The 15,988-nt window shown below is 37.1% G+C and carries 14 protein-coding genes (1 of these 14 running past the window's edge); 10 read left to right on the top strand and 4 right to left on the bottom strand.

Annotation, left to right across the window (positions count from 1 at the left end):
- Position 1 precedes the first annotated feature (1 nt).
- The gene (gene mutY, locus AB1279_RS21610) at positions 2 to 1,096 is read left to right on the top strand and encodes an A/G-specific adenine glycosylase (protein ID WP_429760880.1); all 1,095 of its coding nucleotides are present in this window, start codon (positions 2 to 4) and stop codon (positions 1,094 to 1,096) included.
- Between the two features lie 51 nt (positions 1,097 to 1,147).
- Here mutY and AB1279_RS21605 read toward each other — a convergent pair whose 3' ends face one another.
- Positions 1,148 to 1,333, bottom strand: a complete 186-nt coding sequence (locus tag AB1279_RS21605) for a hypothetical protein (RefSeq protein WP_429760879.1) — start codon at positions 1,331 to 1,333, stop codon at positions 1,148 to 1,150.
- A gap of 122 nt (positions 1,334 to 1,455) precedes the next feature.
- On the opposite strand from AB1279_RS21605, the gene AB1279_RS21600 reads away from it, so the two are divergent.
- The 4 genes from AB1279_RS21600 to AB1279_RS21585 all read left to right on the top strand — a co-directional run bounded on the left by AB1279_RS21600 (position 1,456) and on the right by AB1279_RS21585 (position 4,857).
- On the top strand, positions 1,456 to 1,755 hold the full coding sequence (locus AB1279_RS21600) for a gamma-type small acid-soluble spore protein (protein WP_429761532.1): 300 nt from the start codon (positions 1,456 to 1,458) through the stop codon (positions 1,753 to 1,755).
- 345 nt (positions 1,756 to 2,100) lie between these two features.
- A complete protein-coding gene (locus AB1279_RS21595) occupies positions 2,101 to 2,346 on the top strand; it encodes a YgaB family protein (RefSeq protein ID WP_429760877.1) in 246 nt (81 codons plus the stop codon).
- 166 nt (positions 2,347 to 2,512) lie between these two features.
- The gene (gene ntdP / locus AB1279_RS21590) at positions 2,513 to 3,043 is read left to right on the top strand and encodes a nucleoside tri-diphosphate phosphatase (protein WP_429760876.1); all 531 of its coding nucleotides are present in this window, start codon (positions 2,513 to 2,515) and stop codon (positions 3,041 to 3,043) included.
- A 56-nt stretch (positions 3,044 to 3,099) separates the two neighbouring features.
- Positions 3,100 to 4,857, top strand: coding sequence for an ABC transporter ATP-binding protein (locus tag AB1279_RS21585; RefSeq protein ID WP_429760875.1), 1,758 nt, complete (start codon positions 3,100 to 3,102; stop codon positions 4,855 to 4,857).
- 18 nt (positions 4,858 to 4,875) lie between these two features.
- Here the strand turns inward: AB1279_RS21585 and AB1279_RS21580 are convergent, their stop codons facing one another.
- From AB1279_RS21580 to hemL, 3 genes are all read right to left on the bottom strand, one after another.
- The gene (locus AB1279_RS21580) at positions 4,876 to 5,964 is read right to left on the bottom strand and encodes an aromatic acid exporter family protein (protein WP_429760873.1); all 1,089 of its coding nucleotides are present in this window, start codon (positions 5,962 to 5,964) and stop codon (positions 4,876 to 4,878) included.
- 347 nt (positions 5,965 to 6,311) lie between these two features.
- Positions 6,312 to 10,751 carry a glutamate synthase-related protein gene (locus AB1279_RS21575; protein ID WP_429760871.1) on the bottom strand — a complete coding sequence of 1,480 codons (4,440 nt, stop codon included), beginning with the start codon at positions 10,749 to 10,751 and terminating at the stop codon, positions 6,312 to 6,314.
- Between the two features lie 255 nt (positions 10,752 to 11,006).
- Complete coding sequence (gene hemL, locus AB1279_RS21570) at positions 11,007 to 12,302, bottom strand: glutamate-1-semialdehyde-2,1-aminomutase (protein WP_429761530.1); 1,296 nt, start codon at positions 12,300 to 12,302, stop codon at positions 11,007 to 11,009.
- A 250-nt stretch (positions 12,303 to 12,552) separates the two neighbouring features.
- Here hemL and AB1279_RS21565 point away from each other — a divergent pair, with 250 nt between their 5' ends.
- From AB1279_RS21565 to bcp, 5 genes are all read left to right on the top strand, one after another.
- Positions 12,553 to 13,566 carry an ABC transporter ATP-binding protein gene (locus AB1279_RS21565; RefSeq protein WP_154709357.1) on the top strand — a complete coding sequence of 338 codons (1,014 nt, stop codon included), beginning with the start codon at positions 12,553 to 12,555 and terminating at the stop codon, positions 13,564 to 13,566.
- The gene (locus tag AB1279_RS21560; RefSeq protein WP_429760869.1) at positions 13,559 to 14,350 is read left to right on the top strand and encodes an ABC transporter permease; all 792 of its coding nucleotides are present in this window, start codon (positions 13,559 to 13,561) and stop codon (positions 14,348 to 14,350) included. The genes AB1279_RS21565 and AB1279_RS21560 overlap by 8 nt, the downstream gene beginning before the upstream one ends.
- Positions 14,351 to 14,356: 6 nt before the next feature.
- Positions 14,357 to 15,142, top strand: a complete 786-nt coding sequence (locus AB1279_RS21555) for an ABC transporter permease (protein WP_429760867.1) — start codon at positions 14,357 to 14,359, stop codon at positions 15,140 to 15,142.
- A gap of 106 nt (positions 15,143 to 15,248) precedes the next feature.
- Positions 15,249 to 15,653, top strand: a complete 405-nt coding sequence (locus tag AB1279_RS21550) for an ion channel (RefSeq protein WP_429760866.1) — start codon at positions 15,249 to 15,251, stop codon at positions 15,651 to 15,653.
- A gap of 46 nt (positions 15,654 to 15,699) precedes the next feature.
- Positions 15,700 to 15,988, top strand: partial view of a thioredoxin-dependent thiol peroxidase gene (gene bcp / locus AB1279_RS21545; protein WP_429752425.1) — the 5' portion only. The gene runs 167 nt beyond the window's last position; only the first 289 of its 456 coding nucleotides appear in the window; its start codon is at positions 15,700 to 15,702; the stop codon falls past the right edge of the window.

The following is a 15,988-nucleotide window of genomic DNA, read 5'->3' as shown; positions in this document are numbered from 1 at the left end:
TTTGAAGCTTGAGATATTAGACGATTTTAACATAGAAAAATTTCGACATGATTTAATCAGTTGGTTTGAAACGGAGCAACGTGATTTACCATGGCGCATCAATAAAGATCCATATCGCGTTTGGGTTTCGGAAATTATGCTTCAGCAAACACGAGTTGAAGCTGTAAAACCATATTACGCAAACTTCATGGAAAAGTTTCCAACATTAGAAGCGTTAGCTGATGCTGAAGATGAAGAGGTGTTAAAGGCGTGGGAAGGACTTGGTTATTACTCAAGAGCACGTAATTTACATGCTGCAGTAAAAGAAGTAAAAGAACAATATGGCGGAAAAGTCCCAAGCGATGTAAAACAAATTGAAAAGTTAAAAGGTGTAGGACCGTATACAAAAGGAGCAATTCTAAGTATTGCTTACGGAATTCCAGAGCCGGCTGTTGACGGAAATGTGATGCGTGTATTATCACGAATTTTATCGATTTGGGATGATATCGCTAAACCAAAGACACGTAAAGTATTTGAAGATATTGTTCGTGAAATCATTTCAAGAGAAAATCCATCTTATTTTAACCAAGGATTGATGGAATTAGGTGCACTTATTTGTATTCCTAAAAATCCATCTTGTCTTCTATGTCCTGTTAGGGAGCACTGTCGCGCGTTTGCAGAAGGGGTACAAAAGGAATTGCCTGTGAAAAGTAAGGCGAAAGCACCGAAGATGGTTCCGATTGTTGCTGGTGTATTGCGTACAGAAGATGGTAAATATGTGGTTAATAAAAGAGAGAGCACAGGGCTACTTGCTAACATGTGGGAATTTCCTAACGTAGAAATTGGAGAAGGGATTCGTAACCACAAACAACAATTGACAGATTACATGAAAGAGAAGTTTTCTCTTTCTGTTTCTATTGATGATTATGCAATGAGTGTTCAGCATACATTTACGCATAGAACGTGGGATGTCTTTGTATTTTATGGTACAGTAACAAATTCAATTGTTGAAACAGATATTTTAAAGGTGATAACGGTTCAGGAATTTGAACATTTACCAATTTCTAAATCGCATCGAACCATTTTTGAAGAGTGTGTGAAAAAACTCCAGCCGTAGCGGTTGGAGTTTTTAATCATAGGATATTTTTGCACTGTGTGTCTAATCAACTTATTGTCGCTGCAGGCCACCGCGTGCTTCAATTTCTTTTACAATCTCTTTATAAATAGTTTGGCCTTCTACATTTAAGTATGGCATCATTTGCTGCAAAGAATGATGAAAATAAGCAAGTTCATGTTTTTTCCAATGATCTTTCGGAGTCATTGATAATTCTGTCATATCACGTCCAAGATACATATATTCACACCTCCATCACAGTTAGTTTGAATGAACATTTTTGTCTGTATACGTAAAAAAAATATATTTCTTTTCACATTTTTTACGGATATGTTCAGTGCAGGATGGTTACATTATGTGTTGTGGAGGTGAGAAAGATGAACAAACAACATAGTTTTGGAAAAACAACTTCTGGTGCTAGCATTCAAAGTGCAAAACAACAAAGCGCTAGCTATGGCACAGAATTTGCAACTGAAACAAATGCACAAGAAGTAAGACAACAAAATGCACAAGCAGAAGCTAAGAAATCACAAGCTTCTGGTGCTGCTGCTAGCGCTCAAAGTGCAGCTGCTAGCTATGGAACAGAGTTTGCAACAGAAACAAATGTACAAGCAGTAAAACAACAAAACGCAAAATCAGCAGCAAAGAAAACACAATCTTAATCACAAAAAAACACTCCTTTTTATGTAAGAGGAGTGTTTTTCTTTTTTATCCCGCATTAACGGACAGTAAGACCCCACCTCAAGATTCAGGGAAAAGCGAAGAAGACAGGTGGGGGATAACTGTCCGTAAAAGCCCTATTGGTTCAACTAACCTTCTGGGAAAAAACGCTCCCAGAAGGAAGTTTCACTTTATCCCGCATGAACAGGCAGTAGGCCCCTCATTGATGGAAGTTTCATTTTATTTGTAAAAGCTGACACAACTTCTAATAAGTCAACAAATATAGTCAAAGGAGAAGTGCCGTCTTTATTCGAAACTATGTAATAGTATTTCTAAGGAGGTATGAAATGAAACAGTTTGATGAACTAGTTGAAGAACAATTGAGGACGATGGACGAATTGTTAAAGTTACAAGTTCATCTAGAGAAATACCAAAACCTTGAAATGGATAAGCAAGATATGAAAGAACTTCATTTTATTCGGCAGGAAATTCAAAGAACAGAAAAAACTTTAAAAGCTTTACAGCAGAAATTTGAGCAACAAACAGCAGCGGTGATTCATTCCTTTGAAAATGATAAAATGCTTTCGAACTAAGAGACGATTTTGTAAATCGGCTCTTTTGTTTTAAAATTTCGACAGAACCGTTATAATAAAAAGAAAAGTGAATTCGACTCAATATGTTTTGAGAAAAAAGTAAAAATGAACAGTATACCAGGTAACAGCTTTAGAAGAGCGTTCACGACGAAAGAAGGGAGAAAGTATGGGGTTTCCCAAAGAAGGAGAAAAAGTACAAATACATAGTTATAAACATAATGGCTCTATTCATAGAATGTGGGAAGAGACAACGGTTTTAAAAGGGACACAAAGTTTTGTTATTGGAGCAAATGACCGAACGATGGTAACAGAAGCAGATGGAAGAACGTGGATTACTCGTGAGCCCGCTATTTGTTATTTTCATTCGAATTATTGGTTTAATATTATTGGAATGCTGAGGCAGGAAGGTGTGTACTACTATTGTAATTTAAGTTCGCCATTTGCCTACGATTATGAAGCGCTAAAATATATTGACTATGATTTAGATATTAAAGTGTATCCTGATATGACGTATACATTGTTAGATGAAGATGAGTATGAGAAACATCGTGAGCTTATGAACTATCCAGCTGTAATTGATACGATATTAAAACGAAACGTTGAGTATTTAACGCAGTGGATTCATCAACGAAAGGGCCCATTTGCTCCTGATTTTATTGATATGTGGTATGAACGATATTTAATGTATAGAGACTAGAGAAAAACCTGCTAGGACATCCTGCAGGTTTTGTCTTGTTAGAACGGGGGAGTGGCATGAAAGGAATAAAACGGTATCTGCAATTCGTAAAGCCGTATCGGTTGTCCATTACAATTACTATTGTAATAGGCCTCATTAAATTTGGTATTCCGCTTATTATGCCGTGGTTATTAAAGTATATTATTGACGATATTATTCAAGGAGGAAGTTCACTAGAACAGAAAACATCTCAATTATTTACAGCGATTGGAATTGCATTGTTTATTTTTGCGGTGCTACGGCCTCCAATTGAATATTATCGTCAATATTTTGCGCAGCGTATCGGAAATGAAGTGTTGTATGATTTGAGAAAATATATTTTCGCGCACTTACAAAAATTAAGCTTACGTTATTACTCTAATACGAAGACCGGTGAAATTATTTCTCGTGTAATTAATGATGTTGAGCAGACGAAAGACTTTGTTATTACTGGGTTAATGAATGTTTGGCTGGACACAGCAACAGTTTTTATTGCAATTGCGGTTATGTTTTCGATGAATGTGAAATTAACACTTGTTTCCTTACTCGTATTGCCTGTTTATGTAGTTGCAGTCAAATATTTTTTCAGTCGTCTTCGAACATTAACACGTGAGCGTTCGCAAGCACTGGCAACGATGCAAGGATACTTACATGAGCGTATTCAAGGTATGCCAGTGACACGTAGCTTTGCGTTAGAGGAGTATGAAGAAGAGCAATTTCAAGAGAAGAATAATAGATTCTTAACGAAGGCACTAACACATACGAGCTGGACAGCGAGGACATTCTCTACTGTAAACACATTAACGGATCTTGGTCCTTTAATCGTCATCGCTTTTGCTGCTTATGAAGTCATTCATGGATCGTTAACGCTCGGTACATTGGTAGCCTTTGTTGGATATATGGATAGTTTATATAGTCCGTTACGCCGTCTTGTAAACTCTTCGACCACACTTACGCAATCTTTTGCCTCTATGGACCGTGTTTTTGAATTGCTAGATGAGGAGTATGATATTATAGATTGCCCAGATGCTATCGTAAAGAATTCACTTCGAGGTGAGGTCGTATTTAAAAATGTTTCATTTCGCTACAATGAAGATGAACAAGATGTGCTTCGAGACATTTCTTTATCTATTCCACCAGGTGAAAAAGTAGCACTTGTCGGTTTAAGTGGGGGTGGAAAGTCTTCACTTGCAAGTCTAATCCCTCGCTTTTATGATGTTTCGAAAGGATCAATTTATGTAGATAAGATTGATGTTAGGAATTACGCTGTGCGTAATTTACGCAGTCATATTGGTCTTGTGTTGCAAGATAACATTTTATTTAGTGATACAGTTGGAGCAAATATTTTATATGGAAAGCCTGAAGCAACAGAAGAAGAGGTAGTAGAAGCAGCTAAAGCTGCACATATTCATGATTTTATTATGAGTTTACCTGACGGATATGAAACAGTGGTCGGAGAAAGAGGTGTGAAATTGTCAGGTGGACAAAGACAACGCATCGCGATTGCACGTGTATTTTTAAAAAATCCGTCATTACTTATTTTAGATGAAGCTACATCTGCGTTAGATTTAGAAAATGAACGTTATATTCAAGAAGCCCTGCAAACGCTAGCTGCTGATCGAACTACAATTATTATTGCGCATAGATTATCAACAATTACACATGTAGATACAATCATTTATTTGGAAGACGGTGAGATAAAAGAAAAGGGTTCTCATCAGCAGTTAATGCAAAAGCGTGGTCATTATTATAATTTATATCAAATTCAACATATAAAAGAAACGACCCCTTCGTAATGTGAAAGGGTCGTTTTTTCATTCATCTTCTTGTTTATCATGAATTTGTAGTTCATTTTCTGGATTATGGTACGTATAGAAACTGTCTACAAGTAAATCTAAATGTTCTACTTCCTCGCTGTAATTAATAATAGCTGAAACGAGAGGGAATAGGTGAAGCCATATTTTATAGCTTTCTTCATCTTCTTTATTTTGATAGTTCATAAACATATCGATTAGTTGTTGTTTACCAATAGAAATCTCGTCAAGAAATTCAACAGATTGCTGTTTTTTGGATTTCCCGATAAATTTCAGCAATACTTGTTCATGATAATGTGTTAATGAATCAAGTTCATTTTGAATCGATTCTTGAAACGATTCTGGCATATAACGTAATTCGTTTTCTGTTCGATGTAATGCTTTTAATGTGCTCAAAGCACGATTAGTTGTCGTTAACATTTGTCTAAATAAAACTAGCTTACGAATTTTAGCAACCTGTACTTTTTTCGTATAGCTTCTTTCTTCCTTATACAGTAAGTAGTAATGATTTAGACGAATCATTTTTTCTTTCATATGGTCAATATCTGTTTTCAATGTTGTGAAATCAGATGCTTGCCTGCTGCTCATACGAATCCATTTTACAATTTCTTCTGTACTATCAACGATTTTGTGATACAGTTTTGTTTCGTATTTTGGCGGCATAAATATTAGATTTACGAGAGATGCCGCGATAATCCCAACCATAATTGTTGCAAAGCGTAATAGGGCAAAATCAAAGAAATTTGCACCTTGATATTCCATAATGGCAATAACAGTTACGAGGGCGATAGAAATTGTATTTTCTAAATGTAATTGTAAGGCAAGTGCAATAACTAATATACATGTTAATCCAATAATAAAAGGGTTGTTTCCAAAAGCAAACACAAAGACAATGGCAAAAATTGCCCCAATTACATTTGCTTGAATTTGTTCTAGAGCTGTTAAATACGATCGGTATACAGAGGGTTGTACAGCAAAAATTGCTGAGATCCCAGCGAATACAGGGCTTGGTAATTTAAGCAATAAACATGCAAATAAAGCTAATGTAATGGCAATACCCGTTTTTAAAACGCGAGCACCAAGTTTCATACTCTTTTTTATATCCTTTCTTTCTTGTCATAATGAATGTACAACATGATACTATACATTCATTAACTTATGTTAGCAAGTAATATTTTAATGAAAAAACCTGCTGAAATTCAGCAGGTTTTTTTATTTGTTATAGAGTACTACGAGAATCATAAGTCGTCAATTAGAAAACTGTTATTCTCAAATAATGAAAGTTTTATTCCGCTATTTGCCGGCAATAAGCCCCGCCTCAAGATTGTGAGGAATCCTAAGAATTTTGAGGCGGGGGACTGGTCTGTGCTTGATTGATTCAACTAACTATCAGTAGGGGGGAAGAAAACCCCCGCTGATGGTAGTTTCACTTAATTTTACTCTGTTGAAACAGACGGATCAGCTTGCTCTTTTGCTGGAATTACTTCGTAAAAATGAGAATCCAGATCTATTAGTAAAGGTGAAAGAAGAGCAACTTCTTCATATTGTTCATGTTCATTTAATATACGAAGATAGTCTAATAATAACTCTTTCACATCAGATTCTCCTATTTTGCTGAGTGGACGAAGAGTAACATTTGCTCCTTTTGCAATTCGTCGCTCTAGTGCTTGTTCTGTTAATCCGAGATCAGGCTCATGACGTAAGTATACAACTCCTCCTGTCATTCCGGCACAAATCCATGGGCCAGGGTCACCGAGGACGAGCGCGCGGCCGTTTGTCATATATTCAAAAGCAAATCCTTTTATATTAGCGTGAACACCAATATTTCCATACTCTTCTTTTGGGAGTGGTTTTGTCATTCTTCCGCCAATAATCATATCAGCCCCTGATAGACGAATCCCAGCTCTGGCGTCAGCATTTCCTTGTACGTATAATGCTCCTTTTTGCGCACCGTATCCGAATCCTTTTCCAACAGAACCGTTATAGTATTTACCGTCTTTTCCTTTTGTTTTTGTAATGTAAATACCGCCTCCAAAAGCTGTTTTTCCGATGCCGTCTTGCGCGCCGCCATTGACATGAATGAATAGATTTTCACTATTATAGGCCCCTAAGCCATTTCCCGGAATGGAACCATTTGTGTACTTTAATGTAATTGGCTCTAATATATGATTTTCATACAATTTACTACGCACGCGGTAGCAAGATTCCATGCCGCCCATTACACGCTGATCAACGCCAACACTAACAAGCTCTTTTGATTCAATCGCATAAGGGGTTTCATCATGTTTTTGCTGTGATGTTGTTTGCAAGGCATGGTATGTTACATCTTCTAATGTTTGTAATAGGTAATGTAAGTTAAGTAAATGCTTGCCGCTTGCTTGTTCTAATAAATCGGAACGTCCAACAATTTCTTGTAAGTTTGTATGACCAAGCTGCCCTGTTAATCGCTTTAGTTCTGTTCCAAAAGCTGTGAATAAATTTAATAATCCTTCTACAGCACTTTCAAAATTTCGCGGTACAAAGCGGCGCAGACCATGTTCTTTCGCTTGTGCTTCTGATTCAATTTGCGTTGCAATTCCAACATGACATGTATCTAAATGACAACCGCGGCATGTTGTACAACCGATAGCAATCATAGAAAGTGTACCAAAGCCAATGCGGTTTGCACCAAGAAGCATTATTTTCAATGCATCTGCAGCACTGCGTATACCACCGTCAGCCCAAATTTCTACGTGATGTCTCATACCGGCTTCTAATAGAGCATTATGAGCTGCTTTTACACCAATTTCAACAGGAAGACCAACGTGTTGCAAGGCATGAATACGTGCTGCACCTGTTCCGCCGTCGAAACCGCTAATGTTGATAAAATCAGCACCAGCTTTGGCGATGCCGACTGCAATGGTTCCAATGTTAGGGACAACAGGAACTTTAACCGCTACTTTTGCATGTTGATTAGCCGTTTTAATTTCTGTAATCATTTGGGCTAGATCTTCAATTGAATAAATGTCATGGTTATTAGAAGGAGAGATTAAGTCGGAACCAATTGTTGCATTTCGTGCTTCTGCAATTTTTGCTGTCACTTTTGAACCTGGTAAATGTCCGCCTTCTCCCGGTTTTGCTCCTTGCCCAATTTTAATTTCAATTAAGTTAGAGGAATTAAGCAGTTCAGCATTGACGCCAAACCGTCCTGATGCAACCTGTTGTCCGCGTGTATGCGGATATTTGCCAATCATATCCTTAATTTCGCCGCCTTCACCGTTTAAACTAATCATATTTAAGCGGTCGGCAGCCTCGGCGTAAGCACGGAAGGCAATTTCATTTTGTGAGCCGAATGACATTGAGCTAATAATAAATGGCAAGCTATGATTTTTTACTCCAATTGAAACTCGCTCAATGGGAACTTTATGATTTGTTTCCTTTATTTTTATAAGATGCCGAATTGTTGTTGGATTTTTTTCTTCTAATTCCTCTAGTTTTTCACGATAATCATCGTAGGCATTTCCTTTTGCGATGTCCCCGATTGCTTTCCAAATGCGCGGGAATAGATGAAATGTTTTTCTTATTTTTGCTTTTTCATTCGCATAATCTATTGCTCGTGCTTTTGCATCCTCAGCTAGTGCTTCTAGTGAAAAATCTAACGTATCAGATCCAAGGAAGTTTGTAATATCCAGTATACATGCGATTTCTTCATGTAAACCAATGGAAGAGAAGAGTCGGCCGTAGCCGCGTAATTCATGAATTCCAAGTGTTGAAATGACCTTTTCAAGCCCTTTATTGAATGCAGTATATAAATTTAGAATAGGCTTTTCTGTTCTGTCATTTACTGTTGCAAATGTAAGGTATGGATTTATAACGTCTGCTCCTAAACCATATAACGTTACAATATCATGTAAAGAACGAAGCGCTCCAGAGCGTACGACAATTGCACACTCACGGCGGAGTTTGTGTTTTGTAAGTTCTTGATGAATTTTTGCTGTGATTAAGTGTGGATCAATCCATAATTGATTATTTTGATGAGCCTTTGCATCGTCGAGTATGAGAAGAGAGGCTCCTTTTTTTACTGCTATTACAGCTTCTGATCCTAGTCGATTCAGTGAAGTATATAAAGTTTCATCCGCTGTAAATGTTCCAGATAATTTATAGACAGTGCTATGCAGAGCAAACATACGGATGAGTTGTTCGTATGTTACTGTTTCTAAATGCTTTGTTGCTTGCTGTCCGGATTCTCCTTCTAAGACAATAGGGCTTGGAAGCTCTACAACAAATGGTTGTTCTTCTGTGGCATACAGATTTGGACGTGTTCCTACAATTGTACGTGTAGAGAAGTGCTCTATTTCGCGATCGCGATCAATAGCAGGATTTGTTACCACAGCAACGCTTTCTTTTATAAAGTCAGCAATATTTCTTCTTCCTATGTCGAGTCCTGCAAGAGGAGCATCATGTCCGAGAGAACGGATCGGCTCAGCGCCTTTTTCAGCCATTTGTTCAAGAAGCTGAATATGCTCGCGGTCCCAGCCAAAGGCTGCGTATTGTTCTGTTTTGACTTCAGTAATTGAAGCAAGATTATCCAGCTCTTCTGTTGGTGGAACATGTAGATGATGGCGATAGTCGATAAAGTCAATTCGCTGTTTCATACGTGCATATACTTCCTCTTGATATACATCGTATTCGTATAAAATAAGCTCGCCTTGTGAATTCCGCTTTAACCCTATTTTTTCTCCAGGAGCAAGTGATTTTGGTTCCGCAACATATTCTGATGGAGAAATAACACCTGGTTCAGAAGAAAAGATGTAAGAATTTTCTGTTTCTGTTTTCCAAACTGGTCGTAAACCGAGAGAGTCTACACTAAAAACAGCTTCATCTTTATGCCTTGAAATAATTCCAGCCGGTCCTTGAGCAAAATGTCCCCAGGCTTCACGTATATACGTATATAAGTCTTGCATATGCGGCTTGTATAACTTAATTTCATTAATAATTGGTGGAAATAATATATCCATCGCTTCGAATAAACTGTAGTTGTAATGAGTGAGAAGTGTTTCTAGGGTGCGGTTTAAATCTTGAGAGTCGCTGCCTCCGATTGTAAGTGGTACATCAATCATTTCAGCTTGGTCACGCAGCTTAGCAATTGTGTTAATTTCTCCATTATGCCCAAGTATACTAAATGGCTGAACGCGAAAAAAATTAGATAATGTGTTAGTAGAATAACGGTTATGTCCAAGTGTCATTGTAGATGCGATAAGTGGATTTCGCAGGTCAGCATAGTATGACACAAGTGTATCGCCAGCTCCGAGTACTTTATAAACAACATAATCCTGACTGAATGATGCGACATGAATTGCTTCGTTTTTTTCAATTTCTATCGTTAGAGAGAATAATAATTGATCAATCTTTTTATATTGATTTTCTGGAATAACAGCAACTTGCCAAAATAGCGGTTCTTCTTGTTTGCCGAGAGGTCCGAGTGCATCAGAGTTTGTTACGGTGCTAGTTTCAAACACGATAGTTAGATTTTCTTTCTGCAGCAAGGAACGGATATCATTTTGTAAGGAGTTTGTATCTCCTTTTTGGTGTAGAAAAAAATGTCCAACGATAAAGTGGGGATGGTCCACTAATGCTGGATTATAACCATTTTGAGTTAATTTTTCTTTCCAAAGTGTTTTTGGAAGATCAATATGAATTCCGATCCCGTCACCTTCATTATTAATAAATCCAGCACGATGATTCATCTTCACTAGCGATTCTATACAAAGATTAATATTTTCTTTCGTTGGAATGTTTTGTTTCTCCATTACGGAAACGATTCCACACGCGTCATGTTCTGCATTTGCATAATTTTGAAATAAAGACGGTGTCCATCTATTTGTTTTATTGAGCATCCGTCAATCCCCCCTTGGTATGGAATTAGAATAATCAAAATATTAAAGGTGTACGACACCTAATATTTAAAATAATGAATTGTTATTTAGGAATAAAAAATAGATAATTTTGAATAATTATACTATTAATTCGTGATTTATGAAATAGTAAAAATAAAAAAACAGAGGAGATCCTCTGTTTTTTATTTTATTCCGCTTAATTAGGCGATATGTTTTAAGGATCAGTGGGGGGGAAGAACCCCTTGCTGATGGAAATTATTTTAATGCAGCAAATGCTCTGCCAACAGCTTCAATCGTGTATTCAATGTCTTCTTTTGTATGCTCTGTTGTTAAGAACCATGCTTCATATTTAGATGGTGCTAAGTTAATTCCTTCATGAAGCATCAGTTTGAAAAATCTACCGAAAATTTCACCGTCTGTATTTTGTGCAGCATCGTAGTCTTCGATTTTATTTTTTGTAAAGTATACTGTTAAAGCGCCTTTTAGGCGGTTCACTGTAATATCAATGTTGTGTGCAGCTGCTTGTTCCAAAATACCTTTTTCAAGCATTGCCCCAAGTTCATCTAGCTTTTCGTATACCCCTTCTTGCTTTAGTACTTCTAAGCATGCGATACCAGAAGCCATAGAAGCTGGGTTTCCAGCCATTGTACCAGCTTGGTAAGCAGGGCCAAGCGGTGCAACTTGTTCCATGATTTCTTTTTTACCACCGTAAGCACCAATTGGAAGACCGCCGCCGATTATTTTGCCAAGAGCAGTTAAGTCTGGTGTTACACCGAGTAAGTCTTGAGCACCGCCATACATGAAGCGGAAAGCTGTGATAACCTCGTCATAAATGACTAATGCACCTGCTGCATGAACAAGTTCATTTACTTTTTCAAGGAAGCCAGGTTTTGGTTCCACAATTCCGAAGTTCCCAACGATTGGTTCTACAAGAATCGCCGCTACTTCATGTCCCCATTTATCTAATGCTTCTTTTAATGTCTCTACATTATTAAAAGGAACTGTGATTACTTCTTGTGCGATGCTTTGTGGTACACCCGCAGAATCAGGAGTACCAAGTGTAGAAGGACCGGAGCCAGCTGCTACAAGTACTAAATCAGAATGTCCATGGTAGCAACCAGCAAATTTCATAATTTTCGTGCGCCCTGTATAAGCGCGAGCAACGCGGATTGTTGTCATAACAGCCTCTGTTCCAGAGTTTACAAAACGTACTTTATCCATCGCAGGCATAGCTTCTTTTAACATTTTTGCAAATTTTACTTCTAAAGCTGTTGGCGTTCCGTATAACACACCATTTTCAGCAGCTACTTTAATTGCTTCTGTTATGTGTGGATGAGCGTGACCTGTGATAATTGGCCCGTATGCTGCTAAATAATCGATATATTTGTTGCCGTCTACATCCCAAAAGTAAGCGCCTTTACCGCGCTCCATTGCAACAGGTGATCCGCCGCCAACTGCTTTATAAGAGCGAGAAGGGCTATTTACACCACCAACGATATGTTCTAATGCTTCTTTATGTAGTTCTTCCGATTTTGTGAATTTCACGAAAATTCATCTCCTTACAAAAATCTATGTATTATTTTAACACGTTTTTGGAAAAGACGTATTGTTTGTGATAGTTGTTACTGTTGGGTAAACTATTCGTTGTGCTAAACTGAAACTTTCGTCGGCATTATCTACTTCATTGTTAGTTAAATGAAGCGAGTTTATAGGAGGAATCCCGCAAAAGCTCGCTGTCTTTATATTATAGGAAAATGAAAGGTGTTGCCTGTTAGAGAGAGAAATAGAAAGGAGAATGAGTATGGAGACGGTTATTGAAGTAAAAGATTTACGGAAAGAATTTACATCGTACTCAAGCCGCTCGGGGTTAAAAGGAGCGTTTCGAGATTTATTAAATCGTAATTATAAGATTGTACCAGCAGTAAATGATATTTCGTTTACTGTAAAGCAAGGGGAGATGGTTGGATATATTGGTGAAAATGGTGCTGGTAAATCCACTACTATTAAGATGCTAACAGGTATTTTAACACCGACTGCTGGACAGATCACTGTGAATGGCATGAATCCTCACAAACAAAGGGAAGAATTTGTGAAAACGATTGGTGTTGTGTTTGGGCAGCGTTCGCAGCTTTGGTGGGATATTGCTGTGCAGGAGTCCTTCCGTTTGTTAAAAAAAGTATATGGTGTTTCTGATCAGCAATATAAAGAACATATGGAGCATGTGATTGAAACGTTAGATATTGGTCCGCTCTTGGACAAGCCAGTTCGGAAGCTATCTCTTGGACAGCGGATGCGCTGCGAATTAGCGGCAGCATTAATTCATAATCCGCCGTTATTGTTTTTGGATGAACCAACAATTGGACTGGATGTTCTTGTTAAATTGAAAATCCGTGATTTTCTAAAAGAAATGAATGAGCGATATAAAACAACAATTTTATTAACGACACATGATATTACAGATATTGAAGCGCTTTGTGATCGTGTGGTTATGTTAGATGAAGGAAAAATAATGTATGACGGATCTTTAGACAAGCTAAGATCGCAGTGGGGAGCAGAAAAGGAAATACATTTTCAATTTGGAACTCCTGTTACTTATCAGCAGCTTGCGATGTTAATGCCTGATAATGATGTAGTTTGGTCGCAAGGAAAAGAACAAAATACATGGATCGCCAAGATTCCGAATGAAGAAATTATTATTTCCACTCTTATATCAAAAGTTGTACAAACTTTTGCAATTAAAGATTTAAAAATTAATGAAGTATCTACGGAGGAAATCATTCGTAATATTTATGAAGAGGGCATAACTCATGGGTAAGTATATTGAAATGATTCGCGTCCGTTTTTTAATGATGCTTGCTTATCGATCAAACTATTATAGCGGTATTATCATTTATACGATTAATATCGGAGCATATTATTTTTTATGGCAAGCGATTTATAGTGGGAAAGAAAATATCGAAGGTGTATCAGTTACACAAATGACAACCTATATCGCAATTGCATGGATGGCCCGTGCTTTTTATTTTAATAACATTGACAGAGAGATTGCGATGGAAATTATGGAAGGGCGAGTTGCAGTTGAGTTAATTCGTCCATATAACTATTTAGGTATGAAAGTGATGCAAGGGTTAGGGGAAGGGATTTTTAGATTTGCTTTCTTTTCTATTCCAGGCATGGTGATTGTTACATTGTTGTTCTCACTGCAAATTACAACGAATTTCCAAACATGGTTGTACTTCTTCTTATCGCTATTATTTAGTTTTATCATTAATACACAAATTAATTTAATGACAGGGATGTTAACGTTCTTTTTATTTAATAATAATGGAATTATGTATGCGAAACGTGTCGTTATCGATTTGTTTTCCGGACTGTTACTCCCAATTAGCTTCTATCCGTTATGGGCTCAAAAAGCAATGACGTTTTTGCCGTTTCAAGCGATTAGTTACATTCCGAGTATGATTTTTTCTGAAGGCATACAAGGTGAGGCAATTTATAAAGCTTTATTATTTCAAATAACATGGGCGGCTCTGCTCATTATTCCAATTGTTATGATGTGGAAAACAGCGAGAAAACGGCTGATTGTGCAAGGGGGATGATGAGAAATGTTATATTTTAAGTTGTTTTTACAATATGCAAGTCAATATATAAAAACGAAGCTAGAATACCGTGGTGATTTTATTGTTGGTTTACTATCAGATTTATTGTTACAAGCAGTAAACTTAATCTTTATTCTTGTTGTATTTGGACATACACAAGAATTGAAAGGATGGAATAAGGAGGAAGTTATTTTCATTTATGGTTTCTTCTTAGTTCCATTTGCAGTTTTTTCAGCGTTCTTTAATATATGGGACTTTAATGATCGTTATATCGTAAAAGGTGAAATGGATCGGATTTTAACACGTCCCATTCACAGTTTGTTTCAAATTATATTAGAACGAATGGAGTTGGAGTCACTTCTTGGTGCGATAACAGGTTTTGCGGTAATGGGATATGCTGTAGTACAACTTCAATTAACATTGCATTGGTATGATTTCTTTTTATTTATATTAATGGTACTAGGCGGTGCGCTGGTGTATGGGGGAATTTTCATAACACTTGCAAGCATTGGTTTTTGGTCAGATGCAAGAAGTTCCATTATGCCGCTTATGTATAATATTGGAAACTATGGACGTTATCCGGTTAACATTTATAACCGCGTCATTCGTTTTATCTTAACGTTTGTATTGCCATTTGCTTTTGTTGGTGTGTATCCAGCAGCTTATTTTCTAGGAAAAACAGAATGGAATTCTTACGCATTTGCAACACCTGTTGTTGGGATTATTTGCTTCTCAATTGGTTTTTTCGTTTGGAATATAGGAGTAAAACGATATCGCGGTGCTGGAAATTAATAAAGTGAAACTTTAATCAGTGGGAGTTTTTCTCTAGGTTTCATTGTCCATTAAGGATGGGATAAAACTGCCTTTGTCCTCATACAAATAAAATGAGGTGGAGGACATGTTATGGGGAATTATTTTATTTATTGCCGCGATTGCTGTATTGCGAAGTATCCAATTGTTATGGAGTTCGGCGGGAGAATCAAATCGTTTTTTCTCTTTGTATAATCTTATTTCATTATTTCTCATTTATACAACTATACTAATTGCATTTGCGTTAAGTTATGTTGTTCTAGAAGAAAGTGGATTTTCGGTATTACAGGAAGACGGAAAGATGATAACAAGTCATTCATTTTCACTTGTAGAGGTATGTTTATATTTTAGTGCGATTACATTACTCTCAGTTGGATATGGAGATGTAACTCCTATTGGAATTGGCCGTTGGATTGCGATTGTAGAAGCACTGATAGGGTATACGATGCCATTTGCATTTGTTGTACGAACAGTTATGGAAACTGAAAAATGATATGATATTTGATATAGTGGAAGAAAAAGACAAGGAGTGATTATAAGTGGTTGCAGTAGGACAAATGGCACCAGATTTTACACTAGAAGCAAGTAACGGAGAGCAAGTAAAACTATCTGATTTTCGCGGGAAACATGTTGTACTTTATTTTTATCCGAAAGATATGACACCAGGGTGTACAACAGAAGCGTGTGATTTTCGTGATGCATACGGGGTGTTTCAAAAGAAAGATACAGTGATCCTTGGCGTGAGTCCTGATCCAGCAAACAGACATTTGAAATTTATTGAAAAACATGATTTACCATTCTTACTTTTAGTGGATGAGCAACATGAAG

It is taken from the genome of Bacillus sp. S14(2024) (assembly GCF_050473785.1).
Lineage (GTDB): Bacteria > Bacillota > Bacilli > Bacillales > Bacillaceae_G > Bacillus_A > Bacillus_A yunxiaonensis.
The sequence above is the reverse complement of the archived record's forward strand: the minus strand, read 5'-3'. Positions and strand labels throughout refer to the sequence as shown.